Origin of the sequence: Caulobacter sp. S45, from assembly GCF_009765965.1 — a bacterium.
In the GTDB taxonomy this organism is placed as follows: domain Bacteria; phylum Pseudomonadota; class Alphaproteobacteria; order Caulobacterales; family Caulobacteraceae; genus CAHJWH01.
The window spans coordinates 1704946-1730850 of record NZ_LMUL01000014.1; the positions used below are offsets into that span (position 1 = coordinate 1704946).

General features: G+C 68.9%; 26 protein-coding genes. 23 read left to right on the top strand and 3 right to left on the bottom strand.

Annotated elements, in window-relative coordinates; all coding sequences use genetic code 11:
- From GSQ87_RS14975 to pqqE, 15 genes are all read left to right on the top strand, one after another.
- The coding region (locus GSQ87_RS14975; protein ID WP_174241446.1) for a chemotaxis protein CheW at nt 1-618 on the top strand (618 nt) is incomplete at its 5' end.
- Nucleotides 615-1697, top strand: coding sequence for a chemotaxis-specific protein-glutamate methyltransferase CheB (gene cheB / locus GSQ87_RS14980; protein ID WP_158916165.1), 1083 nt, complete (start codon nt 615-617; stop codon nt 1695-1697). The genes GSQ87_RS14975 and cheB, both read left to right, overlap by 4 nt.
- Before the next feature lies 1 nt (nt 1698).
- Nucleotides 1699-2304 carry a HEAT repeat domain-containing protein gene (locus tag GSQ87_RS22545; RefSeq protein ID WP_158916166.1) on the top strand — a complete coding sequence of 202 codons (606 nt, stop codon included), beginning with the start codon at nt 1699-1701 and terminating at the stop codon, nt 2302-2304.
- Entirely contained in the window at nt 2297-3148 is an 852-nt protein-coding gene (locus GSQ87_RS14990) for a protein-glutamate O-methyltransferase CheR (protein WP_254063000.1), read from the top strand. Before GSQ87_RS22545 ends, GSQ87_RS14990 begins: the two co-directional genes overlap by 8 nt.
- Nucleotides 3141-3530 (top strand): response regulator, encoded by a 390-nt coding sequence (locus GSQ87_RS14995; protein ID WP_158916167.1) that lies wholly within the window; start codon nt 3141-3143, stop codon nt 3528-3530. Before GSQ87_RS14990 ends, GSQ87_RS14995 begins: the two co-directional genes overlap by 8 nt.
- Complete coding sequence (locus tag GSQ87_RS15000; protein WP_158916168.1) at nt 3527-5719, top strand: chemotaxis protein CheA; 2193 nt, start codon at nt 3527-3529, stop codon at nt 5717-5719. The genes GSQ87_RS14995 and GSQ87_RS15000 overlap by 4 nt, the downstream gene beginning before the upstream one ends.
- Nucleotides 5716-5964 carry a hypothetical protein gene (locus GSQ87_RS15005; RefSeq protein ID WP_158916169.1) on the top strand — a complete coding sequence of 83 codons (249 nt, stop codon included), beginning with the start codon at nt 5716-5718 and terminating at the stop codon, nt 5962-5964. Before GSQ87_RS15000 ends, GSQ87_RS15005 begins: the two co-directional genes overlap by 4 nt.
- 73 nt (nt 5965-6037) lie before the next feature.
- Nucleotides 6038-6421: a response regulator transcription factor gene (locus tag GSQ87_RS15010; RefSeq protein WP_158916170.1), complete on the top strand. Its 384-nt coding sequence runs from the start codon at nt 6038-6040 to the stop codon at nt 6419-6421.
- Nucleotides 6418-7089: a chemotaxis protein CheX gene (locus tag GSQ87_RS15015; protein WP_254063002.1), complete on the top strand. Its 672-nt coding sequence runs from the start codon at nt 6418-6420 to the stop codon at nt 7087-7089. Before GSQ87_RS15010 ends, GSQ87_RS15015 begins: the two co-directional genes overlap by 4 nt.
- Nucleotides 7076-9448, top strand: a complete 2373-nt coding sequence (locus GSQ87_RS15020) for a PAS domain-containing protein (RefSeq protein WP_158916171.1) — start codon at nt 7076-7078, stop codon at nt 9446-9448. The genes GSQ87_RS15015 and GSQ87_RS15020 overlap by 14 nt, the downstream gene beginning before the upstream one ends.
- Nucleotides 9449-9602: 154 nt before the next feature.
- On the top strand, nt 9603-9686 hold the full coding sequence (pqqA, locus tag GSQ87_RS23180) for a pyrroloquinoline quinone precursor peptide PqqA (RefSeq protein ID WP_158917737.1): 84 nt from the start codon (nt 9603-9605) through the stop codon (nt 9684-9686).
- A gap of 9 nt (nt 9687-9695) precedes the next feature.
- Nucleotides 9696-10595 (top strand): pyrroloquinoline quinone biosynthesis protein PqqB, encoded by a 900-nt coding sequence (pqqB, locus tag GSQ87_RS15030; protein WP_158916172.1) that lies wholly within the window; start codon nt 9696-9698, stop codon nt 10593-10595.
- Nucleotides 10592-11335, top strand: a complete 744-nt coding sequence (gene pqqC, locus GSQ87_RS15035) for a pyrroloquinoline-quinone synthase PqqC (RefSeq protein ID WP_158916173.1) — start codon at nt 10592-10594, stop codon at nt 11333-11335. The genes pqqB and pqqC overlap by 4 nt, the downstream gene beginning before the upstream one ends.
- Nucleotides 11332-11604 carry a pyrroloquinoline quinone biosynthesis peptide chaperone PqqD gene (gene pqqD, locus GSQ87_RS15040; protein WP_158916174.1) on the top strand — a complete coding sequence of 91 codons (273 nt, stop codon included), beginning with the start codon at nt 11332-11334 and terminating at the stop codon, nt 11602-11604. The genes pqqC and pqqD overlap by 4 nt, the downstream gene beginning before the upstream one ends.
- Nucleotides 11601-12710 carry a pyrroloquinoline quinone biosynthesis protein PqqE gene (gene pqqE, locus GSQ87_RS15045; protein ID WP_216839339.1) on the top strand — a complete coding sequence of 370 codons (1110 nt, stop codon included), beginning with the start codon at nt 11601-11603 and terminating at the stop codon, nt 12708-12710. The genes pqqD and pqqE overlap by 4 nt, the downstream gene beginning before the upstream one ends.
- 332 nt (nt 12711-13042) lie before the next feature.
- On the opposite strand, the gene GSQ87_RS15050 is transcribed toward pqqE, so the two are convergent.
- Together GSQ87_RS15050 and GSQ87_RS15055 are read right to left on the bottom strand one after the other, a co-directional pair.
- Nucleotides 13043-13597, bottom strand: coding sequence for a hypothetical protein (locus tag GSQ87_RS15050; RefSeq protein ID WP_158916175.1), 555 nt, complete (start codon nt 13595-13597; stop codon nt 13043-13045).
- Between the two features lie 83 nt (nt 13598-13680).
- Nucleotides 13681-13929, bottom strand: coding sequence for a hypothetical protein (locus GSQ87_RS15055; RefSeq protein ID WP_158917741.1), 249 nt, complete (start codon nt 13927-13929; stop codon nt 13681-13683).
- 178 nt (nt 13930-14107) lie between these two features.
- Here GSQ87_RS15055 and GSQ87_RS15060 point away from each other — a divergent pair, with 178 nt between their 5' ends.
- The 3 genes from GSQ87_RS15060 (at nt 14108) to GSQ87_RS15070 (ending at nt 19241) form a co-directional block, all read left to right on the top strand.
- Nucleotides 14108-15451, top strand: coding sequence for a solute carrier family 23 protein (locus GSQ87_RS15060; protein WP_216839341.1), 1344 nt, complete (start codon nt 14108-14110; stop codon nt 15449-15451).
- Between the two features lie 259 nt (nt 15452-15710).
- Nucleotides 15711-16655, top strand: coding sequence for a transporter (locus GSQ87_RS15065; protein ID WP_158916176.1), 945 nt, complete (start codon nt 15711-15713; stop codon nt 16653-16655).
- A gap of 234 nt (nt 16656-16889) precedes the next feature.
- Nucleotides 16890-19241 carry a PAS domain S-box protein gene (locus GSQ87_RS15070; RefSeq protein WP_216839342.1) on the top strand — a complete coding sequence of 784 codons (2352 nt, stop codon included), beginning with the start codon at nt 16890-16892 and terminating at the stop codon, nt 19239-19241.
- Nucleotides 19242-19269: 28 nt separating this feature from the next.
- Here GSQ87_RS15070 and GSQ87_RS15075 read toward each other — a convergent pair whose 3' ends face one another.
- The gene (locus GSQ87_RS15075) at nt 19270-21588 is read right to left on the bottom strand and encodes a PAS domain-containing sensor histidine kinase (protein ID WP_158916177.1); all 2319 of its coding nucleotides are present in this window, start codon (nt 21586-21588) and stop codon (nt 19270-19272) included.
- Between the two features lie 145 nt (nt 21589-21733).
- Here GSQ87_RS15075 and GSQ87_RS15080 point away from each other — a divergent pair, with 145 nt between their 5' ends.
- From GSQ87_RS15080 to modC, 5 genes are all read left to right on the top strand, one after another.
- The gene (locus GSQ87_RS15080; RefSeq protein ID WP_158916178.1) at nt 21734-22420 is read left to right on the top strand and encodes a glutathione S-transferase family protein; all 687 of its coding nucleotides are present in this window, start codon (nt 21734-21736) and stop codon (nt 22418-22420) included.
- A gap of 115 nt (nt 22421-22535) precedes the next feature.
- On the top strand, nt 22536-23672 hold the full coding sequence (locus GSQ87_RS15085) for an aromatic ring-hydroxylating dioxygenase subunit alpha (protein WP_158916179.1): 1137 nt from the start codon (nt 22536-22538) through the stop codon (nt 23670-23672).
- A 9-nt stretch (nt 23673-23681) separates the two neighbouring features.
- Entirely contained in the window at nt 23682-24230 is a 549-nt protein-coding gene (locus tag GSQ87_RS15090; protein WP_158916180.1) for a molybdopterin-dependent oxidoreductase, read from the top strand.
- A 181-nt stretch (nt 24231-24411) separates the two neighbouring features.
- Entirely contained in the window at nt 24412-25095 is a 684-nt protein-coding gene (gene modB, locus GSQ87_RS15095) for a molybdate ABC transporter permease subunit (protein WP_158916181.1), read from the top strand.
- Nucleotides 25092-25905, top strand: an 814-nt coding sequence (modC, locus tag GSQ87_RS15100) for a molybdenum ABC transporter ATP-binding protein (protein ID WP_216839343.1), incomplete at its 3' end; no start/stop codon positions are given. The genes modB and modC, both read left to right, overlap by 4 nt.

Here is a 25905-nt window from a genome sequence, read left to right on the forward strand (position 1 = left end):
AAGGCCGTCTACCGGGGCGAGGGGGGGCGTCGGCTGGTCTCCATTCTCGCGCCCGAGCAACTGTTCCGGGAGGATGTCATGGCGCGGTTGGGCCACGCAGGCGAAGCCGCCGACCTGACGGCAGCGGACCAGGACCGAGAGACGCTCAGATTCCTGGTCTTCCGTCTCGGCGAAGACGAATTCGGCCTGCCGATCGAGGTCGTTGACGAGGTGGCCCAGGTTCCGGTCCAGATCACCCGCGTGCCCAAGACGCCCAAGTTCCTGGAAGGCGTGATCAACCTGCGAGGCGAGGTCGTCCCGGTGGTCGACCAGCGCCGCCGCTTCGACATGCCCCCGCTCGAAGACGGCGCGCGGCGACGGCTGGTGGTGGTGCGCACCGAGCGCCATCGCGCCTGCTTGATCGTCGACAGCGTGTCGGACGTGCTGAGCGCCCAGGCCGACGCCATCGAGCCCGCGCCCGACCTGACCGGCGAGACGACCCGGCTGGTCAGCGGCGTGATCAACCTGGAGCGCGCCGGGCGGATGATCCTGGTGCTCGATCCCACCGAACTGCTGAGCCGCACCGAGCGCGGCCTGCTGGACAAGTTCCAGGCGAGCCCCAAGCCGGCCGGATCGTGATCAAGTTGCTGGTCGTCGACGACTCCGCCCTGCTGCGCAAACTGCTCGGCCAGGTGTTCGCGAACGAGCCCGAGTTCCTGGTCCAGTTCGCCCGCGACGGCCTCGAAGCCCTGCAGCGGTTGAAGACCTTCGAGCCCGACGTGGTCACGCTGGACGTGCACATGCCGCAGATGGACGGTCTGGCCTGCCTGGACCGCATCATGATCGAGCGTCCGTGCCCGGTCGTGATGGTGTCGTCGCTGACCGCCGAGGGGGCCGAGGCGACGCTGGAGGCCCTGCGGCTGGGGGCGGTGGACTTCGTGTCCAAGCCAAGCGGCGCGGTCTCGCTGCACATCGAGGACTGGGGGCCGCAGCTGGTGGCCACGGTGCGGAGCGCGGCTGGAGCCAGGCTCAGGTCCAGCCTACGGCTGAGGGAGCGGATACGTCACCGGATCGGGCGCGCGTCTGCGCCCCGCCGAAAGCAGACTGATCCGTCAACGGATGATAAAGCGTGGCAAGCCGCCGAGGGCGATGGGCTGGTGCTGGTCGGGACCTCCACCGGCGGCCCGCCAGCCTTGGAAGCGCTGCTGACGCCGTTGGCGGCGAGCTTTCCCTGGCCGATCCTGGTGGCCCAGCACATGCCCGCCAGCTTCACCGGCGCCCTGGCCCGCCGGCTGGACGGGATCTGCGCCCTGAGCGTGGTCGAGGTGACGCGTCCCGTCCGGCTCGAACCGGGGGTGGTCTATATCGGCCGGGGCGACGGCGACCTGATCGTGTCGCGCCGAGCCGCGGGCCTGGTGGCGATGGCCGCGCCGGTCGTCGCCGGATATCCTTGGCGGCCCAGCGCCGACCGCCTGGTCAGGAGCGCGATGGAACACCTGCCGGCGAGCCAGCTGATCGGGGTGCTGATGACCGGCATGGGCGACGACGGCGCCGCGGCCATGGCGCTGCTGCACCAGCGTGGCGGCAAGACCATCGCCGAGGCCGAGGAGACCGCGGTGGTCTGGGGCATGCCCGGCGAACTGGTGAAGGCCGACGGCGCCGACTGGATCGAGCCCCTGCCTAGGATCGCCGAACGGCTTCGGATGTTGGCGCCCTGACATGCCCCTGATCCGAAACAACGGCGGCGGACCTCCAGCGCAGGACCAAGACGCCCGAGCCTTGCTGAGCGGTGGAACCGTCGATGAACGCTGGCGCGCCGCGCGTGCGCTCACGGGCCTTCCTGGGGAGGTCGAAGCCTTGGGAAAAGCGCTCTCGCAAGAGACCGACGCGCGTGTCCGCGAGGCGATCTTCACCAGCCTGATCAGCTCCAGCACAGCCGAAAGCATCGAGGCGATCCTGCCCCACCTCCGGTCGGACGACGCGAACCTGCGCACCGGCGCCCTGGACGCGCTCCGCGCCATGCCGGCGGCGGCCCGTCCCTACCTGCCGGCGCTGCTGGCCGACGAACACCCCGACGTGCGCCTGTTGAGCTGCGAGATCGCCCGCGCGCTTTCTTCGGCCCAGGCGACGCCATTGTTGTGCGACCTGCTCGATCGCGAGGCCGAGGCCAATGTCTGCGCCGCCGCCATCGACGTGCTGGCCGAGATCGGCGGACCTGAAGCGCTCCCCGTCCTGGCCCGCTGCGCCGAGCGTTTCGCCCATACGCCTTTCCTGGCCTTCGCCATCAAGGTGGCGGCCCAGCGGATCAGCGGCCCGCGTGGCTGAGCGCGCGGAGATCACCGAGGAAGAGTTCCGGCGGCTGTGCGAATTCCTCTACCGGCGCACCGGAATGATCTTCAACGAGGCCAAGCGCTACTACGTCCAGCGTCGCGTCGACGACCGCATGGCGGCCACGGGCGCCACCTCCTTCGCCAGCTATTTCGCCCGCCTGCGCAGCGAGGCGCACGGCGAGGTCGAGCCATTCATCAACGCCTTCACCGTCAACGAGACCTATTTCTATCGCGAGGAGCATCAGCTCCAGTGCCTGACCTCAGACCTGCTCGGCGAGCGGACCCGGGCCAGGCCGCCGGGCCAGCCGATCCGGATCTGGTCGGTCCCCTGCTCGACCGGCGAGGAACCCTACTCGATCGCCATCTGGCTGCTGCAGAATTGGCCCGAGGTCGACGCCCACGACATCGAGATCGTCGGCTCCGACATCGACACCCAGGCGCTGGAAGCGGCGAGGGCTGGCGTGTTCGGCCGGCGCGCCCTCATGCGGCTGCCCCCGGACCTGATCGCGAAATACTTAGAGCCGGCCGGCGAAGAGCGCTGGCGCGTGCTGCAGGATCTGAGGGACTCGGTCGCCTTCTCGCCGGTCAATCTTGTCGAACCGGACCAGACCCGGCCGTTCGGGCGGTTCGACGTCATCTTCTGCCGCAACGTACTGATCTATTTCGACGACGCCTCGCGGCGCACGGCGGCGGAGAACCTCTACGAGAACCTGGCGCCGGGCGGGTTCATCTGTCTGGGACACACCGAATCGATGAGCCGCATATCGCCTCTGTTCGAGGTCCGACGCTATGCTGACGCCATCGTCTACCAACGGCCGCAGGAGGGCGCGCGTGGTTGATGCCGACAAGCCTCGCGTCCTGGTGGTCGACGACGCCAGCCTGGTGCGGCTGTACTATCGCGATGCGCTGGAGGCGGCCGGCTTCCAGGTGGACGAGGCGATCAACGGGCTGGAGGCGCTGGAGAAGCTGCTGCTGGCCCCGGTGGACCTGCTGGTGGTCGACGTGAACATGCCGCGCATGGACGGGCTGACCTTCGTGCAGACCCTGCGCCGCCAGCCGATGGAGCTCGCCTCGATCCCGGTGCTGATGACCAGCACCGAAGCCGGCGCCCAGGACATCGCGGCGGCCCGCGCGGCCGGCGCCAACGTCTATCTGGTCAAGCCGCTCGCCCAGGAAACCCTAGCCGACTATGCGCGGGCGCTCAGCGGGGCGTCGGCGTGAACGAGTTCATCGAACAGTTCCTGATCGAGGCGCGCGAGCTTGTCGAACAGGGGACCGACGACCTGCTGGCGCTGGAGACGCGGCCGGACGACCGGGAACGGCTCGACAGCGCGTTTCGCGCCTTCCACACCCTGAAGGGCGCGGCGGGGATCATCGATTTCGCGGCCATGGCCCGCGCCCTGCACGCCGCCGAAGACGTGCTGTCGGCCGTGCGCAACGCGGCGGAACCCGTGACGCCGGCCCTGATCGGCGACGGCCTGTCCGCGCTCGACCAGGTGCTGCAATGGCTGGACGCCATCGAGGCCACCGGCGAACCGCCGATGGACGCCGACACCGCCGCCGACGCCATCGTGGCGAGGTTCGCGGGCATGCCGGCCGCGCCGGTCGAAGCCGAAACGGTGCAGCCGGCGACACAGGCTTGGCTCGACGCATTGCTGACGGCCTTTCCCGACGCCGGGGATAGGGCGACCGTCGCCCTCGTCTATCGCCCCGCCGCCGACAGTTTCTTCCGGCAGCGCGATCCCCTGGCGCTGGTCGAGGGCGTACCGGGATTGCTCGGCCTTCGACTGACGCCCAGCGAAGCGTGGCCGGACCTGGACCTGTTCGATCCGTTCACCTGCCAGCTGACGGTGACGGCGCTCTCGACCGCCCCCCGCAGCGAGGTCGAACAGGCCCTCCAGCCGGTGCTCGACCAGATCGAACTGGTCGATCTCTCGCCCGGGCTCCCCGGCGGCCCCCCCGTCCACCAAGCGCTGCTGGAAGCGCAGATCCTCATGCTGGGCGTCGCGGACGCGGATGGACTGAGCGGGCGCATGGCTTCGGCGGCGCGCGTCTGCGCCAACCTGCTTCGAAACCTCGACCGCGCGGCCGAGATCGTCCCCGTGGAGCTGGCCCTGGCCCGGTCGCTCGACGCCGGGAACGCGGCGCCGCTCACAGCGGCGATCAGGGCCCTGATCGACCAGCCCGTCGCCCCCTCGGAGGCGAGCCCGGCGCTGCCTGTCCCAACGCCGCTGGAAACCGCGCGGTCGCTGCGGATCGACGTCGAGCGGATCGACGCCCTGGTCCGGCTGACCGGCGAGCTGACCGTGATCAAGAACGCCATAGGCCATCTCGCCGGCCAGACCGAGGACGGAGCCGACGCCAAGGTCCTGGCCGCGCGCCTGAAGGACCAGCATGGCCTGCTCGACCGTCTGGTCGGTGAGTTCCACCACGCGGTGCTGAGCATCCGCGTCCTGCCGCTGCGCCATGTGTTCCAGCGCTTCCCGCGCCTGGTCCGCGAGCTGGGCCTGAGCCTGGGTAAGCCGGTCGAGCTGATCGTCGAGGGCGACGAGACCCAGGCCGACAAGGCGATTGTCGAGGGCCTGTTCGAGCCGCTGTTGCATGTGGTGCGAAACGCCGTCGACCACGGGCTGGAAGACGCCGGGACCCGCGCCGCGTCCGGCAAGCCTCCCACGGGCCAGATCCGGCTTCGCGCGGAGCGGCGCGGCGAGCATGTGGTGATCGAGGTGGAGGACGACGGCGGCGGCGTCGATGTCGCCCGCGTCCGTCAGGTCGCCGAGGCGCGCGGCGTCGCTACGGCGCAAACCCTGGCGGCGCTGAGCGAGGCCGGAGTCATCGACCTGATCTTCGCCCCGGGCTTTTCAACGGCCGCTCAAGTCACCGACGTATCCGGGCGTGGGGTGGGCATGGATGCGGTGCGCGCAGCGGTCGAGCGCATGGGCGGCCGGGCCACGATCGTCAATCGTCCGGGGCTGGGCGCGGCCGTGCGCTTCACCCTGCCGTTCAGCGTCATGATGAGCCGGGTGATGACGGTGGAGGCGGCTGGACAGGCCTTCGGCGTGCCCCTGGAGGCGGTGATCGAGACCGTGCGCATCCCGCGCGACAGTATCCTGCCCGTCGGCGCCGCACAGGCCTTCGTCCTGCGAGGGCGGACCATCCCCCTGCTCGATCTGGCCAACACCCTGGGGACCAGGGAAAGCGCTCGGCACACGGACGACGCCATCGTCGTGGTGGCGCAGGTCGCCGGCCAGAGGGTCGGCCTGGAGGTCGACCGGCTGGGCGGGCGGATGGACGTGATGCTCAAGCCGATGGAAGGGCTGCTGGCCGGCATGCGCGGGGTGGCGGGAACGACCTTGCTCGGCGACGGTCGGGTGCTGATCGTGCTGGACCTGCAGGAGTTGCTCGAATGAGCGTCAGCCAGCTTGAGGACGGGACCATCGTGCTCGAAGGCGTATGTCCGATCGAGGACGCCGAACCCCTGCTTCGGCTGCTGTCGTCCGGTCCGGGAGCGGTAGTCGACTGGCGAGAATGCGACGGCGCGCATACCGCCATCGTCCAGCTCCTGATGGCGTCCGGCGCGCGGTTGCAGGGACCGCCGCGAGGCCGCTTCCTCGACAGGTTCGTCGGACCGGCGCTCCGTGGTAGTCAAACCTAGGCGCGACCTGCGGCCTGGGGCATAGAGACAGCTTGGACGTCGCCAATGTCCGCGTGGAAATGGCCAAGGTACAATGACCTACAAGGTTCTGATCGTCGACGACAGCAAGCTGGCCCGGATGGCCGTCGCCAAGGCCCTGACCGCGCTCCGGCCCGAATGGACGCGGGTCGAGGCCGCCAACGCCGACGACGCCCTCGCCCTGGCCACGGACAGTGACATCGATGTGACCCTGCTGGACTTCAACATGCCTGGCCGCAATGGGCTGGAACTGGCGGCGGAGCTGCGGGCGCTTAACCCGTCGATGCCGGTCGCCGTCATCACCGCCAACATCCAGACCGAGATCGTCACGCGGGCCCAAGAGGTCGGCGCGAGCTTCCTGGCCAAACCCTTGACCCAGCCGGCCCTCGCCGCCTTCCTCGACGAGGCGGTGCAGCGACTGCAGACCGCCCGCCCGTGACCGCCGCCGCGCCATCGGCGCTGACCGTCCTCAACGAGCTGGAGCTCGACGCCCTCACCGAGCTGGTGAACATCGGCGTCAGCGCCGCCGCCGCCAGCCTGCGCGAGATGGTCGGCGAACAGGTCCACCTGTCGGTGCCCAACGTCACCCTGGTCAGCCGCCCCCGCGCCGTGGAGATGCTCACCGAGCGCGAGGCCGCCAAGCTGGTCGCCGTGCACCAGGTGTTCGAGGGCGACATCACCGGCCGCGTCCTGTTGATCTTCCCCGAGACCCGCAGCCTGGAGCTGGTGCGCGCGGTCACCGGCGGCGAGTTGCCGCTGGAAGACATCATCGAGCTCGAGCAGGAAGCCCTGGCCGAAACCGGCAACATCATCCTGAACGGCTGTCTGGCGACCATAGCCAACATGCTGGAACGCAGCCTGAAGATGTCGCTGCCGGAAATCCTCAGGGGCGACGGACCCGAATTCTTCGAACTGGCCCCGCCGCCCGCCGCCGGCGACGTGGTGATGTTCCTCTATATCGACTTCGCCATCCGCCAGCGGGACATCCAGGGCTACATCGTCATGCTGATGGACATGCCGTCCCTCACGGCGCTCAAGACCCTGCTCGACGAGTTCATCGAACGGACGACAGGCGTCGCGGTGTCGCAAGCCGATGCCCGGGGCTGACAAGGCGCATTTCGAGGGCGTGTTCGACGCGCTCGACACCGGGCTGATGATCCTGGATGGCGAGGCGCGTGTCCTGGCGTGGAACGCCTGGATGGCCTCGGCCACCCGCATCCCGTCCGACCGGGCCATCGGCGCCCGCCTCGAGGTCATCTTCCCCGACGCCAATCTCCGCCGCCTGGGGTCGGCGGTCGCCAGCGCGCTCAGCTCGGGCGCGTCCAGCCTGCTGACCCACTCGCTCCACCCCCGGATGCTACCGCTCGTCACCCGCGCCGGACGCGAGCTGATCCACGACGTTTCGGTGCGCCCGATCGGGGAAAAGCCCTATGGGCGTTGCCTGATTCAGGTCTCCGACGTCACCGTGGCGGCCGAGCGCGAACGTGTGCTGCGCGTTCGCCAGAACGCCCGCTATGCGGCGGTTGTCGACAACGCCCCGGACGCGATCGTCACCATCGACGCCGGCGGCCTGATCCAGCTGGCCAATCCGGCCGCCGCGCGCGAATTCGGCTATGCGCCGGAAGAGCTGATCGGAAAACCGGCCGCCGACTTGTTCGAGGATCAGGCGGCCTGGGCCAATGCGTGGAAGGCCGCGCTGAGCGACCAGACGCCATCGCGGTCCTTGGAACTGATCGCCCGGCGCAAGGACGGCACGCCCAGCCATCTGGAAGTCTCCGCCTCCCAGTGGACCAGCGACGCGCGCACCTTCGTCAGCGTCATCTTGCGCGACATCAACGAGCGCCATGCGGCGGAAGCCGCGTTGCGCCGGCTCAACGAGACCCTCGAGGAACGGGTGGCGGTGGCCCTGGCCGAGCGCAAGGTGCTCGCCGACATCGTCGAGAACACCGACGCCTATATCCAGGTGCTGGATCAGGACTATCGCCTGCTGGCGGTGAACAAGGCCAGCGCCGACGAGTTCCAGCGCCTGTTCGGCGTGCGTCCCGCCGTGGGCGCCTATCTGCCCGACCTGTTCGCCCACCATCCCGAGGCCAAGGCCAACGCCGAGGCGCTGTGGCGCCGTGCGCTGGCGGGCGAGGTGTTCACCGCCATCCAGGCGGTCGCCGATCCGGAGCGTGGCCAGCGCTACTACGAGTTCAAGCTCGACGGCCTGCGCGACGTGTCCGGCCGCCAGTTCGCCGCCTTCCAGTTCGTCTACGACGTGACCCAGCGGATCGAGGACCAGGCGCAGCTGGCGCGCACCGAGGACGCCCTTCGCCAGTCGCAGAAGATGGAGGCCATCGGCCAGCTGACCGGCGGCATCGCCCACGACTTCAACAACCTGCTGACCGGCATCATCGGGGCGATGGACATCCTCAAGCGCCGGCTGGCGGCGGGCAAGTACGAGGACACCCAGCGGTTCATGGACGCCGCCAGCGCCTCGGCCAACCGCGCCGCCGCCCTGACCCACCGCCTGCTGGCCTTCGCACGCCGCCAGCCGCTCGACCCCAAGCCGACCGACGCCAATCAACTCATCCGCGGGGTCGAGGACCTGCTGCGGCGCACCCTGAGCGAACAGGTCGAGCTGGTCACCGAGCTGACGCCCGACCTGTGGCCCACCCTGTCGGACCCCAACCAGCTCGAGAACGCCATCCTCAACCTGGCGATCAATGCGCGCGACGCCATGCCCAATGGTGGACGCCTGACCGTGACCACGGCCAAGGTCGAGATCGCCGAACCGCTCCGGATCGGACAGGACGAGATCGAACCGGGCGACTACACGCTGATCGGCGTGCGCGACACCGGCACGGGGATCGAGCCGGAAGCCCTGCCCAGGCTGTTCGAGCCCTTCTACACCACCAAGCCGCTCGGCCAGGGCACCGGTCTCGGCCTGTCGATGATCTACGGCTTCGTCAAACAGAGCCGCGGCGCCGTGGGGATCGAGAGCCAGCTCGGCGAGGGGACCCAGGTCACCCTCTACCTGCCGCGCTATCACGGCGCGCTGGAGATCAAGGACGCCCGTCGCCAGCCCTCCGTGCCCGAGGGCGACGGGGAGACCGTGCTGCTGGTGGAGGACGACTCCTCGGTGCGCCTGCTGATCGGCGAAGTGCTGCGCGACCTCGGCTACGCCTGCATCGAGGCCAGCGACGGCCAGACCGCCCTGCCGATCCTGATGTCCAACACCCGGCTGGACCTGATGATCTCCGATGTCGGATTGCCGGGCCTGAACGGGGTGCAGTTGGCCGACTATGCGCGCCAGCACCGGCCCGACCTGAAGATCCTGTTCGTCACCGGCTACGCCGAGCACGTGACCGGAGGCGGCGACTTCCTGAAGCCCGGCATGGAGATGGTGACCAAGCCCTTCACCCTGGACGCCGTGGCCTTCAAGATTCGCGAAATGCTCGCCTCGGAACATCGCCGAACCTAGGATCGCGCCATCGGACGGTGTCAGGCGCCCAAGGGTCGTGCATGCGGAGCGGGCGCCTGATCGTGATCTTTGATCTGTCGCGCGGGAACGCCGAACGGAGTAACAGGTCAGGCGTTCACCCAGCGGCGCCCATGCCGCAACAGGAGCAGTACTCATGGCCTGGAAGACCCCCAAGATCGTCGAAATCGCGCTCGGCGCGGAAATCAACTGCTACGCCTGCGCCGAATTGAAGGCCTGATCACGCTCCATGCGTCTTGCGGTGCTGGGGGCCGCCGCCGGCGGTGGGTTTCCACAGTGGAACTCCAATGCTGACGGTTGCCGACGGGCGCGCGCGGGCGATCCCGCCGCCCCGGCCCGCACCCAGGCCAGCCTCGCCGTCAGCGTCGATGGCGACCGCTGGACTTTACTGAACGCCTCGCCCGACCTGCGCGAACAGATCGGGCGTTCCGCCTTCCTCCATCCCCGACATGGGCTGCGCTCGTCTCCCATCGCCAACGTGGTGCTGACCGGCGGGGACGTGGACGTGGTCGCGGGCCTGCTGACCCTGCGCGAGCGCCAGCCCTTCGGCCTGCACGCCACCTCGAAGATTCACGCCGTGCTGGACGCCAACCCGATCTTCGAGGTGCTGGCGCGCGATGTGGTGCGGCGCGAGACCGTGGGGCTCGGCCAGCCCTTCACCCTGGAGGACGGGCTGACGGTCGAGCTGTTCGCCGTCCCCGGAAAGGTCCCGCTCTATCTCGAACAGGACGACGCCCCCGCCATTGCAGCGGACGAGACCACTACGGCGGCGGCGATCTCCAGCAACGGGTCCACCGCCTTCTTCATCCCCGGTTGCGCCGCCATGACCCCCGAACTGGCCGACCGGCTGCGCGGGGCGGACCTGGTGTTCTTCGACGGCACCCTGTGGCGCGACGACGAGATGATCGTCCAGGGCCTCGGCCCCAAGACCGGACGGCGCATGGGCCATATGAGCATCGGCGGGCCGGACGGCGCGCTCGCCGCCTTTGCGGACCTGGACGTGCGGCGCAAGGTGTTCATCCACCTCAACAACTCCAACCCTGTGTTGCTGGACGGCACGCCCGAAAGGCGCGAAGTGGAGCGGGCGGGGTGGCGAGTGGCCTATGACGGCCTGGAGATCGAACTTTGAGCGAGGTCCTGCTCTCACCCCAGGGTCTGGAAGACGCGCTGCGGGCCATCGGCGCGCGCCGTTACCACAACCTGCACCCGTTCCATAAGCTGCTGCACGCCGGCAAGCTGAACCGCGCGCAGGTCCAGGCCTGGGCGTTGAACCGCTACTATTACCAGAGCCGGATTCCGGCCAAGGACGCCGCCTTGCTCGCGCGCCTGCCCACCGCAGAGCTGCGCCGCGAGTGGCGCCGCCGACTGGAGGACCATGACGGCGACGGCCAGCGGGCCGGCGGCGTGGAACGCTGGCTGAAGCTGGCGGAAGGGGTGGGGCTGGACCGCGCCTATGTGGAGAGCACGTACGGCCTGCTCCCCGCCACCCGGTTCGCGGTCGACGCCTATGTGCGCTTCGTCACCGAACGCACCCTGCTGGAAGCCATCGCCTCGTCGCTGACCGAACTGTTCTCGCCCGGCATCATCGCCGAGCGGGTGTCGGGGATGCTGGCCAACTACGACTGGATCACCCGCGAGACGCTCGACTATTTCACCCCGCGCCTGACCCAGGCGCCCCAGGACAGCGATTTCGCCCTGGCCTACGTCAAGGCCAACGCCACCACGCCCGAGCAGCAGCGCCAAGTGCTCGACGCCCTGGTGTTCAAGTGCGACGTGCTGTGGTCCCAGCTCGACGGCCTGTATCTGGCCTATGTCGAACCCGGCATGATCTCGCCGGGCGCCTTCGACCCGTCGGAACTTGAGGTGTGACCGCGCCGGGCGAGACGCCGCGCTTCCGGCCCGGCGTGAAGTTCCGCTTCGATCCCGTCCGTCAGGCCTGGATGGTGCTGGCCCCGGAAAAGCTGTTCCTGCCCGACGAGATCGCGGTCGAGGTGCTCAAGCGCATCGATGGGACGCGCACCACCGCCCTGATCGTCGACGATCTGGCCCAGGCCTTCCAGGCCCCGCGCGAGACCATCGAGACCGACGTGCGGGCCATGCTGGCCGACCTAGTCCAGCGCGGCGCGATCTCGCTGTGAACGCGCCCTTCCCAGCACCGATGCCCACAGCGCTCGCCCCACCGATGGGGCTGATCGCCGAACTGACCCACCGCTGTCCCCTGTCCTGCGCCTACTGCTCCAACCCGCTGGAGCTGGAGCGGGCGAGCGCGGAGCTGGACACGGCGACGTGGCTCGATGTGCTGGACCAGGCGGCGGCCCTGGGCGTGCTGCACGTCCATTTCACCGGCGGCGAACCGATGGCGCGCAAGGACCTGACGCAGCTGGTGCGCCGGGCGGCCGAGCTGGAGCTCTACACCAACCTGATCACCTCGGGCGTGCTGCTGGACGACCGGGCGATGGACGCGCTGATGGCGGCGGGGATCGACCACATCCAGCTCAGCTTACAGGACATCGAACCGGAGGCGGGCGACCGCTCCGGCGGCCTGAAAGGCGGGCATGCGAAGAAGCTCGCCGCCGCCGAGCGCATCCGCGCCGCCGGCCTGCCGCTGACGCTGAACTTCGTGATCCATCGCGGCAACGCCGACCGCACCGCCCAGATGCTGGACCTGGGCGAGGCGCTGGGCGCCACCCGGATCGAGATCGCCCATACCCAGTACTATGGCTGGGGCCTGCTCAACCGTGGGGCCCTGCTGCCCACCTTCGCCCAGCTCGAATCGGCGACCGCGGCGGTGGAGGCGGCCAGGGCCCGGTTCGGGGCGCGGATCGCCGTGGACTACGTCGTGCCCGACTATTTCGCCGCCCGCCCCAAGGCCTGCATGGGCGGTTGGGGGCGGCGGTTCATCAACGTCTCGCCCTCCGGCAAGGCCCTGCCCTGCCACGCGGCGGAGACCCTGCCGGGTTTCGCGTTTCCCTCCGTACGCGAGGTCTCCCTGGCCGATATCTGGACCGGCGCCGAGGCCTTTCAACGATTTCGTGGGGTCGAGGGCGCGCCCGAGGCCTGCCGCAGTTGCGAGCGGGTGGAGATCGACTGGGGCGGTTGCCGTTGCCAGGCCTTCGCCCTGGCCGGCGACGCCAGCCGGATCGACCCGGCCTGCGTCCTGTCGCCCGACCACGCCCTGATGCGGCAGGCGATCGAGGCCGCCGACTTTGACGCGCCGCTGACGCCGAGACTTATCCGCCGCTGAGCCTCGCGATGGGCTAGGATGGGTCCGGGTGTGAGAGGTGCAGGGTCGCGTGTTGCGGCCTCGCCTGGCCGATTTCGGCCTCGCCCGAGGAGTCTACCGATGGCCAAGGGTCAGGCGAACAGCGGCCGGGAAATCCGCAAGCCCAAGGAAAAGAAGGCCAAGGTCATCGCCGCCAAGCCGTCGACCAAGGGCGTGGTCCGGCCCACCGACTGACCCGACGCCTGCGCTTCTTCCGCATCGGCGCGGCGACGAGGCAGGCTCTTCGGAGGTCGCCCGCCGCGACGATCGGGAGACGCAGCCCGGCGGCAGGTCCACACCACCTGTGCGATCGGTCAGTCGGCCCCGCTGCTATCCCGCGCCGCGCCGTTTGCGGATGTCTCCCCCGGGGTCAGACGTCGGGCCGCCAGCCAGGTGACCAAGTCCCAGGCGTTACGGATCGCCAGCATCAACAGGGCCAGGAGCAAAAGGGCCAGGGCGTACGGCGCATGCGCCATGCCCGCTGAAGCTAATATGGCCGCCAGCGCCAGTCCGGCGTAGCCCACGCACGGCCCTACCCCATAGAACCAGACGTCGGACCAATGCGTCAGGTCCGGAAACCGTCCGAGGCGGATGGCGACGCCCACGGCGTAGACGAGACCCACAACCGCGCAGCCGACGGTGATCAGATCACTCGGCCGTCTTTCGGCCACCGGCGTCAAGGCCAGGGCGCTGATCATCAGCACCATGGCGAAGTGGAACACCGTGGGGGTGGTGAAGAGCCTGGCGCCTTGCGAAAGGCTGGACAGCCCTTGGCCCGAGGTCAGGGTGGCGACAATGAACAGCAGGCCGATGAGGGCCCCGGCGGCCGACCCGGTGAGCTGATAGAAGGTCTGCCAGCCGTAGAACATGTCCGATCCCCCGCGCCCCTAACATCCCATCGTATCTCTCCAGCGCGTCTGGCCAAACAGCGTCGGAGAGAGCCGCCGGGGGTCTAGTCCTCGTTCCACGGCGGCGGCAGCCGGCCCGCCTTGAACAGGATGACCGGGTTCTCGTCGTAGTCGCCCATCTCGACGTCGGCGGTGGCGGCGAAGGCGACGACGCCGAGGCGAAACGGCGCCAGCCTCTCGGCTTTGCGCTGCGCTTCCTCGGCCGTCTTGCAGCCGACCTGCTGCTCCGCCTTGATCCCCTTGCCGCGTCCGGCGACGTAGGTCTGGAGGATGTAGACGGTTTCGCGCGGCATGCCGGCAGAAGACATGCCCGGCCTTCCCTGACCATCCTTTTTTGACGCCGGCCTTTGTGAACGCCGCCCGGCCAAGTCGGCATTGGTTCGACCTTGAAACACGGATAGCACTGTCGGACCGTTAGACGCTCACCGCTGGCGCACCGCTGATCGCTGCTTCACCACACAGGATTTCGCCTTGAATTCAAAAGCGCTTTCCGCAAGCCAGGTGTTCGACGTGGGGATCAACGAGCGGCTGCCGCCGGCGCAGATGCTGCTGCTCGGCCTGCAGAACGTGTTCGGGATGACCGGCATGTTCGTCTTCCCCGCCCTGCTCGGCCACGCCTTCGACCTCGCGGCGCCACAGATCGCCTACGTCTACGGCATGACCTTCATCGCCTGCGGGGTCTGCACCATCCTGCAGTCGGTCTGGCTGCTGAGGTTGCCGGTGGTCCAGGGTCCCTATGCGGGGTGTTTCGGCGCCCTGATGGCTATCGGCCATATCCATGGCGCCGGGCTCGGCGCGGCCTACGGGTCGTTCTTCGTCGCGGCGCTGATCTGGTGCGTGCTGTCGGTCCCGATCCGGGGCCACAGCGTGGTGGGCCTGCTCGCCCGCTTCCTCCAGGCGCCGATCATCTCCGGCATGATGGTCATGCTGATCATGATCCAGATCTCCAGCGTCTCGCTGCCCAACTGGATCGGCCAGACGGCCAGCCCCGGCTTCCCCTTCATCAACCTGCTGTCCGGCGCGGTGGCGGTGGCTGCGATCGTGGCGACCATGCTGTGGGGCGGCAAGCGGCTGCGGCGGGGCACGATCCTGATCGGGCTCGGCCTGGGGGCGGCCTGCTACACCCTGTTCAAGCCGATCTCCTTCGCCGCAGTGGCCGCCGCGCCCCTGCTGGTCGAACCCCGGCTGTTCCCGTTCGGCTTCATCGTACGGCCGGAGCTGGTGGTGCTGTTCCTGCTGGTGCTGCTGCCCGGCGGCATCGGGTCGATGGCGCTATACAAGACCGTGGCGGACTGGGGCGGCGAGCGGCTCGGAACCGGACGGATGTCGGAAGGCGTGTTCGGCGCGGCCATCGGCGCGGTGGTGGCGGCGGTGTTCGGCGGCTTCAGCACCATCGTCTATCCCGACAACATCGGCATGCTGCGCGCCACCCGCGTCGGTTCGCGCTACGCCACCCTGGCGGCGGGGGTGCTGCTGATCCTGCTCGGCGCCTGCATCAAGTTCGACATGCTGCTGGTGATCGTGCCGTCGCCAGTGATCTCGGCCGCCGCCACCCTGTTGTTCGGCATCGTCTTCATGCACGGGGTCGCCATCCTGGCCAATGTGGAGTGGGACGACCGCAACCTGATCTCGGCGGGCCTGGGCTTCCTAGTCGGGCTGGGCGGCCTGTTCGTCACCCCCGAAGCGCTGCAGGCCATGCCGCTGCTGGCGCGGCTGGTGCTGCAGCAGCCAGTGATTTCCGGCGGCCTCACCCTGGTGGTGCTCCACACCCTGCTGAACATCCACAGGCCCGCGCCAGCGGTCAGCGCCGAATAGGGGGCTCGCCCTGGGCGCGGAAGTCGTTCGCCAGCCGCCCAGATCGCGCCCATTTTGACACGTCAGTAATATGGTCGGACGGTATGCATGTATATCGGTTGACTAGGCCCGGCCCATCTCATCTGTTGGGATTAAGGGCTTTCGCGGTCGCATAGCGCCGAACGCGAACCCGACAGGTCGCATAAGACGACCAGCTCAACGAACGTGAAGATCCAAGGACTCGCAAGAAGCCCTGGACCGGGAAACATGGGGAGAAGACATGACCACAAAGGTTCGCGCCAGGCTGAGTCTGTCGGCGGCTGGAGTCCTTGCATCGATGCTGACGATCTGGGGATCGCCAGCCAGCGCCGCCCAGAAAAGCAGCCTCCCCGCCTTCCCTCCGGGCCTGACCATCGGCACGGCCGCGGGCACGATCCCGCCCGATCCCGGCATCTATCTGACCGAGAAGACCTTCTACACCTCGATCCAGGTGGTGGACGGAAATGGCCACGACACCGGCGCCCATATCAACAGCTACGCCACCATCCCGATCGTCCAGATCGTTCCTGGCTGGAAGGTGCTCGGCGCCGACTACGCCTTCCAGTTCGACTCCTATGGGATATTCGACGCCAAGATCAAATTCCCCGCCGCCGCCCATCTGCCGAGCTACAACACCGTCGGCGCGTCGGACCTGGCGATCCGCCCGATCATCCTGTCGTGGAAACTGCCCGACCACTTGTTCTTCGCCATCCGCGAGGGGGTCTACGTGCCGGTCGGCACCTATGATCCGATCCGCCCGCTCAGCATCAGCCACAACCGCTACACCTTCGAACAGGGCTTGGCGCTCAGCTATGTCGAGAAGAACAAGTGGGTGCTGTCGGCCAACGGCGTCATCGACGTCAACGCCAACAACCCCTCCACCCTGCTCAACGGCGTGGACGTGAAGTACCGCAGCGGCTCGACCTACAATGTCGACCTGACCGCGCTCAGGGCCATCGGCCGTCTGCAGGTGGGCCCGGTCGGCTACTACTACCACCAGTTCTCCAGCGACGTCGGGCCGGCCGCGCTGAACCAGGGCGTTCCGACCGAGGGGGCGGCCGGGATGCTGATCGGCTACACCTTCCCCAAGGTCTATGTGAACGTCTATGCGGTGCAGGACATTTCGGCGCGCAACGTGGGCAAGCAATCCCGGTTCTGGTTTACGATCGCCCTTCCGATCCTGTGAGGGCGAGAGGATCGGCGGGTTGCGATCATGGCGCCCGCGCCCAGCGACCACCCGCCTCTCAAAAGCCCGGTATTGATCTCGAAAACCAGGACCGTTTCGCGCTAGAGTGCCGCCTGCGGAAGGCGGCTCTCCGTCACGCTCAGGTCGCCATCCAGAGGGCGCCGGCCGAGCCGGGCCAATAGCATCCGCACCGGGCCTGGGTCAGGACGGGTCGTCGGAAGGAAAAAGGTGCGCGTGGTCGACGAGTTCGAAGCCGATATCGCGGCGATCGCCAGTCTGCCCGCGGTGCCGATGATCCTGGAGGTCATCTGCCGCTCGACGGGAATGGGCTTCGCAGCGGTCGCCCGCGTCACCTCCGATCGCTGGATCGCCTGCAGCGTCCGCGACGAGATCGCGTTCGGGCTGAAACCCGGCAGCGAACTCAAGATCGAGACCACGATCTGCAACGAGATCCGCGACAGCCACCAAGCCGTCATCATCAACCACGTCGCCGAGGATGCGACCTACAGCACCCACCACACGCCGGCGATCTATGGCTTCCAAAGCTATATCTCGATGCCGATCATCCTGAAGAGCGGCGTCTTCTTCGGTACGCTCTGCGCCATCGATCCCCGCCCGGCCAGGCTGGACGGCCCCGAGATCGTGGGCATGTTCAGGCTGTTCGCCGGACTGATCGCGGGTCATCTGGACGTGAACAGCCAGTTGGAACAACGGACCCGCCAGCTTGATCGCGCCTGGAACAATTCCCGCGACCTGCAAGTGGTGGTGAACACGAAGGGTGTGTTCCTCGCCGCCAGCACCGCCTGGAGCACGATCCTGGGCTGGGCGCCCGAGGAGGTGGTGGGACGCAGCCACCTCTATTTCAACCATCCCGACCATCGGCCCGCCAGCGAGGAGGCGCTGGCCGAGGCCGCCTCCAGGGACCTGATCGCCTACGAGACCCGCTGCCTGCACAAGGACGGCGGCTACAGGTGGATTTCGTGGGTCGCAGCGCCGGAGGGCGAGCTGATCTACGCCAGCGGCCGCAACATCACCGCGGAAAAGGCGGCGGCCGAAATGCTGGCCGAAGCCCAGGCGCGGCTTCGGACCCTGTTCGAGACCAGCTACCAGCTCCAGGGTCTGGTCGCCCTGGACGGCACGCTGCTGGACGCCAACTCCACCGCCCTGACCGCCATCGGCGCGACGCTGGAGGCGGTGAAGGGCAAACCGTTCTGGGAGACACCCTGGTTCACCGGCACGCCCGGCCTGCCGGAATTCGTCCAGGCGGCGGTGATGGCGGCCAGCGGAGGCGAAACCGTGCGTCGGGAGGTCACCGTCAACCTTCCCTCCGGGACCCGCGCCTACGACCTCTCCATGCGCCCGATCCACGACGCGGCCGGCGCCGTGGTGGCGATCGTGCCCGAGGCGGTGGACATCACCAAACGGCGCGACACCGAAGAAGCCCTGCGCCAGGCCCAGAAGATGGAGGCGGTCGGCCAGCTCACCGGCGGCATCGCCCATGACTTCAACAACCTGCTGACCGGGATCACGGGAAGCCTGGAGCTGCTGCAGACGCGGCTGGCGCAAGGCCGCACGGGCGAGCTGGACCGCTACGTCAACGCCGCGCACGGAGCGGCCAGGCGCGCGGCGTCGCTGACCCAGCGCCTGCTGGCCTTCTCGCGCCGCCAGACCCTGGACCCCAAGCCCACCAACATCAATCGCCTGATCGCCAACCTGGAGGACCTGATCCGCCGCACCGTGGGACCCGGCGCGCAGATCGAGGTCGCGGGCGCGGCGGGGCTGTGGACCACGCTGGTCGACCCGAACCAGCTGGAAAGCGCCCTGTTGAACCTCTGCATCAACGCGCGCGACGCCATGCCTGACGGCGGCCGGATCACCATCGAAACCGCCAACACCTGGCTGGACGACCGTACGGCGCGGACTCGGGAACTGCCATCGGGGCAGTACGTCTGCCTGTGCGTGACCGACACCGGCACGGGCATGACGCCCGAGGTGATCGCGCGCGCGTTCGATCCCTTCTTCACCACCAAGCCGATCGGACAGGGCACCGGCCTCGGCCTGTCGATGATCTACGGCTTCATGCGCCAGTCGGGCGGTCAGGTAAGGATATATTCCGAGGTCGGACAGGGTGCCTCCGTCCGCCTCTACCTGCCCCGCCACTACGGCGAGTTGGAGGAGGTGGAGCACCTTACCCCCTCCAAGGTCGAGGCCAGCGGCGATGGCGAGACCGTCCTGGTCGTCGATGACGAGCCGATGGTCCGGATGCTGATCACCGAGCTGCTCGACGACGCGGGCTACACCACCATCGAGGCCGGCGAAGGCTCCGAAGCCCTGAGGGTGCTGCAGACCAAGGCCCGCATCGATCTGCTGATCACCGATGTCGGCCTGCCGGGCGGCATGAACGGACGTCAGGTGGCGGACGCCGGCCGCGCGCTGCGCCCCGACCTCAAGGTGCTGTTCATCACCGGCTATGCGGAGAACGCCGTGATCGGGAACGGCCATCTCGATCCCGGAATGCAGATCCTGACCAAGCCCTTCGCCATGGAAGCGCTGGCGAGCAAGATCGGCGAGATGATCGGGCGCTGATCGGGACGCTGTCGCGGGATACCGCCGCCTAGAAGGCCAACTCCGGGTGCGCGGCGCCGGCATAGGCGGTCTCGGGCATGTGCAGGGTGAAGGTGGCTCCCGCACCGGGCTCGCTCTCAAGCGCCACCCAGCCGCCATGCAGCTCCACCAGAGCCTTGACCAGCGCCAACCCCAGACCCGGCCCACCCCGGTCCCGGCCGACGAAACGGTCGAAGATATGGGCCTGGACGTGGAAGGCGATCCCGCGCCCGGTGTCCTTGACCCGGATCTTCACTTCGCCGAGCGCCCGCTTGGCGTCCAGGATCACCTCGCCACCGGCGGGCGTGGAGCGGATGGCGTTGACCATCAGGTGGTCGAGCGCCTGGCCCAGCCTGACGCCGTCGGCGCGGATCACCCCGGCGTCCGGACCGTCGGCGACCGTCACCGTCACCCGCGCCGCTTCGGCGTCGCGAGCCGCGCGCACGGCGGTCTCCCTTAGCAGCTCCGAGATATCCACGTCGCCCAGGCTCAGCGCCATCTCGCCCGCGTCGATCTGGGCCATGTCGAGCACGTCGTCGATCGAGGCCGCGAGCTGGGCCGCCGCCATCCGCACCGCGCCCACGTGGCCGCGCAGCCGCTCGGGCAGGGCCTCGCCCTGGCGATCGAGCAGTTCGGCGTAGCCGATGATGGTCGTCAGCGGCGTGCGCAGTTCGTAGGAGACGTTGCCGACGAAATCCCGCTTCAGCCGCTCGGCTTCCGCCAGGGCTTGGGAACGGTCGACCAGGGCCTGCTCCAGCTTGCGGGTGGCGGTGACGTCGCTGAAGGCCACCAGGGTCGCCCCGTCCGGCAGCGGCCGGGTCTGGTAGGCCATCACCCGCTGGTCGGAGGTGCGGATCTCGCCGCCGATCGGCGCGCGCGCCTCGGGATCGGGATCGGCGACCCGCGCCTTCAGCTCGCGCCAGAGCTGGCGGTCATGCACCAGGGGCGTGCACAAGACCGCCACCCCGTCGAAGTCGCCCGCGTCGGCCAAGGCCTGGGGAGAGATGTTCCACAGCCGCTCGAACGCCTCGTTATGCAGTCGAAGCCGGCTGTCGGACCCGAACACCGCCACCGCGTCGTTCAGCTTGTCGAGCGTGGCCTGCTGCACCTGGACCAGGCCATTGTACTGGGCGCGCAGCTTCAGCTCGTCGGTGATGTCGGTGAACACCAGCAGCAGCCCGCCGAAGGGGTGCGGCTGGCGCACCGTGCGCAGCGTGCGGCCGTCGGGGATGCTCCACATCTCGTCGGGCACGCCGTCCAGGGTCTCGTAGTAGCCGAGTTCCTTGGCTCGGAAGCTGGCGTAATCGGCGGTCTCGGGCAGGCGGCGGCGCTGGCGCAGACGGTCCAGCACCTCGGCGTGGGTCGGCCCGTCGGAGAGCCAGGCGGGCTCCAATCCCCACAGGCCCGCGAAGGCGGTGTTGTGGAAGGCTAGCCGCCGGTCGGGACCGAAGATCGCCACCGCGTCGGTCAGCCGGTTCAGCGTCTCGTCCTGGGCCAGCACGTGGCGCTTCAGCGCTTCGCGGGTTTCCTCTGCGTCGGTGACGTCGAGCGCGACCGCCCCGGCCCCGCCGCCCTCCAAGGGCTCGGCGGCGACATGAAAGGCCCGTCGGCTGCCGTCGAGCGGCGCCCAACGCAGGCTCTCCTGGCGCAGGCCCGAGGACGCCGCCTCGATGGGAAGCTGCTCGACGCCCCGGTCGAACATCACGCCGCGCGCGACGGCGTCGTCCACCGACTCCGCCTCGGCGGCGTCCAGCCAGGCGCGGTTGGCCCAGACCAGCCGTCCCGAAGGGCCGGTGATCCAGGTCGGGTTGGGCTGGGCGTCCAGAAAGCCGGCGAAACGGGCGGCGGACGGCAGGCCCGCGCTGGTGACCGTGGACAGGCCGAGCCAGGCGAAGGCGCCGGCCGTGCGCCCCTCGACCACCACCGCGCCCTTGCCGGGCCCGCGCGCCTCGAAATCGCAGGACTCGCCCAGGTCCGACAGGGCCTGAAGGCGGCGCGCGTGTTCGGGATGGCTGCGGACCAGGGCCTCGATCACCGCCGCCGGCTCGGCGTCGTGGGAGAGTCCCAGCGCCGTGGCGCAGGCGGCCAGGCTATCGCGGCCCGAGGCCAGGCGCGCGCCGCCGGCCTCCAGCACCACCACGGCGCGGTCGAAGGCTTCGGTGGAGGCGGTAGCGGCCTCCGCCCGGCGCTCGAAGATGCGCAGCGCCTCGGTCAGCTCGCGCACGCGCGCAGCGGCCTGCCGGCGCTGCGAGAGCGCCCAGAAGATCGTCGCCAGCGCCAGGAAGGTCCCGCCGCCGGCTGCGGCGAAGGCGGCGTCGTAAGCGGCCATGACGTCCCCAGCGTCGTTGTAAGAATCACGGACACTAATCCATCGCGCCTCGATATGCGCGTGCAAGGATCGTGTTCACGGTAAACCGCTCTTAACAGGTGGGCGCGCAGGGTGTGGGGCCGTCCTGCATCCCAACAGCCTGTCCATGGCCGCCGAACGCACCCTCCATCACTTCTCGCTCGACCCGTTCTCCCGCCAGGCGCGTCTGGCGCTGGGGGAGAAACGCCTGGCGTTCGACGAGCAGGTCGAGCGCTATTGGGAGCGGCCGGATGCGCTGAACGCATTGAACCCAACCGGCCTGCCGCCGGTGCTGGTGGACGGCGTAGGGCGCGATCAGCTGATCATCTGCGAGACCCGCTCGCTGCTCGAATATCTCGAGGACCGCTATCCCGAGGTGCCGCTGATGCCGCGCGACGTGGCTGAGCGGGCCGAGGCGCGCCGGCTCGGCGACTGGTTCGACCGCAAGTTCCACAACGAGGTCAACGCCTACCTGCTCTACGAGAAGATGGAGAAGCGGCTGTTGGGCCTTGGCGCGCCGGACCTGGCGGGCATCCGGCGCGGACGCGAGGCGCTGCGTCAGCACCTGGGCTATCTCGACCAGCTGCTGAACGAGCGCGAATGGCTGGCGGGCCGACGCATCAGCCTGGGCGATATCGCCGCCGCCGGCCACCTGTCGGTGATCGACTATATCGGCGAGGCGCCCTGGGATCAGTTCAAGAACGTCCGCACCTGGTACATGAAGATCAAGTCGCGGCCCTGCTTTCGGCCGTTGCTGGGCGATCGCCTGCCGGGATTGCCGCCGGCGGCGCACTATCATGATCTGGATTTCTAAGCACGAACGGCCCAAAGAACCTCTTTATCGACCTCTGCGGCGGCTGGCCGCCCCTCGGGGGTTGTGAACATCGGCGCGCAACGGTTTAACATCGGGCGCACCTGTGGAGGGCCAGATGCCTGAAGACGGCTCCAACCTTATCGCCATGCACGCCGCCAATTCGCCCAACGCCTTCGACCTCAGGCGCGTGGGCGCGCACCCGGATCATTGGTATCCGATGGCCTGGTGCGACGAGCTGAAGCCCGGCAAGGCGCTGGCGCGCGCGTTCGCCGGCCAGCCCATCGCCCTGTTCCGCGGCAAGGGCGGCAAGGTGTTCGCGCTGGAGGACCGCTGCGCCCACCGCCAGGTGCCGCTGCACCTGGGCGTCGTCGACGGCGACGAGGTCAAGTGCCACTACCACGGCTGGGCCTACGACCAGACCGGCAAGTGCGTGGACGTGCCCTATCTGGGCAAGGAGCGCCTGCCCAACGGGGTGAAGAGCTATCCGGCGCGCGAGATCGACGGGCTGATCTTCGTGTTCCCCGGCGACCCGGCCCTGGCCGAAGAACGCCTGCCCACCGGCCTCGGCCACTCGCAGGACAAGGCCTACAAGACCCGCCGACTGAACCGGCATGTCGCCTGCCACTACACCTTCATGCACGAGAACCTGTTCGACATGAATCACCAGTTCATGCACCGAAAGCAGATGGGCTCGATCAAGGCCAAGTGCATCGGCCGCACCCACGGCGAGGACTGGGCCGAGGTGGAGTACACCTTCAGCCGCACCTCCGGGAAACCCTCGGTCGGCGAGCAGGTGATCGTCGACCTGGTACGCAAGCGCGGGGAGAAGAAGGCCGACTTCTCCGACCACATGCGCATCCGCACCGACTATCCGAACCAGTCGCTGCGGGTCTGGGTCGGACGCGACATCAAGGAAAGCGACGCGCCGGTGCTGGACGTGTGGCTGGGCTACACCCCGCTGGACGCCGAGCAGCGCACCAACCGCACCTACGGCTATCTGTCGGTCAAGCGCCCGCCGGTGCCGGGACTGATCGACGCCATGTGGCCGTTCGTGACCTGGTTCACCGAGAACATCTTCCGCGAGGATCAGGAGATCGTCGAGTACGAACAGCAGGCCTACGACGCCCAGGGCGCGGACTGGAACAACGAGGTGTTCCCGGCCATCCGCGACCTGCGCGCGGTGCTGGCCCGCTGCGGCCTGCCGATGGACGGCGAGCCGGTGGCGCCCTCGCGCACCTTCGCCGCCGAATAGATGAGGATCGTGCGCGCCCTCCTCCCGGCCCTGGCCCTGCTGGCGGCGGCGTCGGCCGCGTCGGCCCAGACGCCTGCGAAGGACGCGGTCTCGCCCGCGTCCGAAGCCAAGGTGGGCGCGCTATCCACCTCTGCGCCGGGGACCATCACCCTGCGCGGCCTGAACGGCGAGACCGAGGTGTTGACCTCGGCCCAACTGGCGGCGCTGCCGCACCAGACGGTGACGCTCAGCCACGAAGGCAAGGACACCGTCTACGCCGGCCCGACCCTGAGCGAACTGTTGCGCGACATCGGCGCGCCCATGGGGGTGAAGCTGCACGGCCAGGGCGTCAACGACGTTGTGTTCGTCACCGCCGCCGACCAGTATCGGGTGGTGCTGACTTTGGCCGAGGTCGACCCGAGCTTCCACAAGGGCGCCAAGGTGATCCTGGCCGATCAGGCCGACGGCAAGCCGCTCGACCCCAAGGAAGGCCCGTTCCGCCTGGTGGTCGACGGCGACCTCAAGCCCGCCCGCTCGGCCCGCTCGGTGGTGGAGATCGACCTCAAGCACCTGCCTTGAGGCCGACGTTTGCGGCCATGGCCTGCGTCCTTCGAGACGCCCCTTCGGGGCTCCTCAAGATGACGGATGGAGTGGGTTGCAGACGCGAAGAGACATGTTTGGACGCCCCCAACATTCGTCATGCTGAGGAGCGGCGCAAGCCGCGTCTCGAAGCACGCACACCTTCGGCCGCGAGCGCGGCATGACCCCCGACGAGACCTCGGCCCTGATCGTCAGCCTGATCGTCAGCCTGCGCGCGGTGATCGTCGCCCTGCCGCTGGCCATCGCCGTCGCCTGGCTGCTGGCGCGAGGCCGTTTCGTCGGTCGTACGGCGCTCGACCTGCTGGTGCACACGCCCCTGGTGCTGCCTCCGGTGCTGGTCGGTTACGGCCTGCTCGTGCTGCTGGGCGTCCACGGCCCGGTCGGCGCCTTGTTGGACAGGACCCTGCACATAAGGTTGCCCTTCACCTCGGCCGGCGCCTCGCTGGCGGCGGGGGTCATGGCCTTTCCGCTGATGGTGCGTGCGGTACGGCTATCGCTCGAAGCGGTGGACCCGGCGCTGGAGATCGCGGCCCGCTCGCTCGGCGCAGGCTGGGCCGACCGCATGCTCAGCGTGACCCTGCCCCTGGCCGCGCCGGGCGTGATCGCCGCCGCCATCGTCGGCTTCGCCGCCTGCCTGGGCGAGTTCGGCGCGGTGATCACCTTCGCCGCCAACGTGCCCGGCGTGACCCAGACCTTGCCGATGGCCATCTACAGCACCTTGCAAACGCCGGGCGCCGAAGCCTCCGCCGGACGGCTGGCGGCCATCTCCTTCACCCTGGCCATCGTGGCGTTGGGCCTGTCGGAGTGGCTGGCGCGCAAGGCGCGGGCATGGAGCGGCCGGTGAGCCGCCAAGTCGAGCCCGCCGGCCTGCGGGTCGAGATCAAGCGCCGGTTGGGCGACTTCCAACTCGACGTGGCCTTCGACGGTTCAGCAGAAGGGGTGACGGCGCTGTTCGGCCCGTCCGGGGCCGGAAAGAGCCAGGCGCTCGCCACCGTCGCCGGCGCGATCCGACCCGACCAGGGGCGTATCGTGCTGAACGGCGAGGTGCTGTTCGATTCCGAACGCGGGATCGACATCCCCATGCAGCGCCGCGCCGTCGGCTGGGTGTTCCAGGACGCGCGGCTGTTCCCCCACCTCGATGTGACCGGCAACCTGCGTTACGGCGCGTACCGGGTCCGCGAACGGCCGGTCATCGCCGAGTTCGACGAGGTGGTGGCGGTGCTGGGGATCGCCCACCTGCTCGCGCGCCGGCCACGCGACCTGTCCGGCGGCGAGCGCCAGCGGGTGGCCATCGGCCGGGCCCTGCTCAGCCAGCCCCGCATGCTGCTGATGGACGAGCCCCTGTCGGCGCTCGATGCGCCCCGACGGGCGGAGATCATGCCCTATCTCGAGCAGCTCAAGACCCGCTTCCGTTTGCCGATCCTTTATGTCACCCACACCCTGTCCGAACTGGCCCGGCTGGCGGATCGGGTGGTGGTGCTGGAGGCCGGACAGGTGCGCGCCCAGGGTTCGCTGAACGATATCCTCGCCCGCGCCGACCTGCCCGCCTTCGCCGGACGCCGCGACGCGGTCTCGGCCTTCGACGCCGAGGTGGTCGAGCACGACGCCGCGCGGCGGCTGACGCGATTGCAGGCGGGCGGAGCCCGCCCGCTGG

Coding starts and splice junctions, on each gene's coding strand:
- pqqA (WP_158917737.1), top strand. CDS start 9,603: ATGGCCTGGAAGACCCCCAAGATCGTCGAAATCGCGCTCGGCGCGGAA.
- GSQ87_RS15010 (WP_158916170.1), top strand. CDS start 6,038: ATGACCTACAAGGTTCTGATCGTCGACGACAGCAAGCTGGCCCGGATG.
- pqqB (WP_158916172.1), top strand. CDS start 9,696: ATGCGTCTTGCGGTGCTGGGGGCCGCCGCCGGCGGTGGGTTTCCACAG.
- GSQ87_RS15005 (WP_158916169.1), top strand. CDS start 5,716: ATGAGCGTCAGCCAGCTTGAGGACGGGACCATCGTGCTCGAAGGCGTA.
- GSQ87_RS15020 (WP_158916171.1), top strand. CDS start 7,076: ATGCCCGGGGCTGACAAGGCGCATTTCGAGGGCGTGTTCGACGCGCTC.
- GSQ87_RS15050 (WP_158916175.1), bottom strand. CDS start 13,597: ATGTTCTACGGCTGGCAGACCTTCTATCAGCTCACCGGGTCGGCCGCC.
- GSQ87_RS15055 (WP_158917741.1), bottom strand. CDS start 13,929: ATGCCGCGCGAAACCGTCTACATCCTCCAGACCTACGTCGCCGGACGC.
- GSQ87_RS15075 (WP_158916177.1), bottom strand. CDS start 21,588: ATGGCCGCTTACGACGCCGCCTTCGCCGCAGCCGGCGGCGGGACCTTC.
- GSQ87_RS15065 (WP_158916176.1), top strand. CDS start 15,711: ATGACCACAAAGGTTCGCGCCAGGCTGAGTCTGTCGGCGGCTGGAGTC.
- modB (WP_158916181.1), top strand. CDS start 24,412: ATGACCCCCGACGAGACCTCGGCCCTGATCGTCAGCCTGATCGTCAGC.
- GSQ87_RS15085 (WP_158916179.1), top strand. CDS start 22,536: ATGCCTGAAGACGGCTCCAACCTTATCGCCATGCACGCCGCCAATTCG.
- GSQ87_RS22545 (WP_158916166.1), top strand. CDS start 1,699: ATGCCCCTGATCCGAAACAACGGCGGCGGACCTCCAGCGCAGGACCAA.
- GSQ87_RS15080 (WP_158916178.1), top strand. CDS start 21,734: ATGGCCGCCGAACGCACCCTCCATCACTTCTCGCTCGACCCGTTCTCC.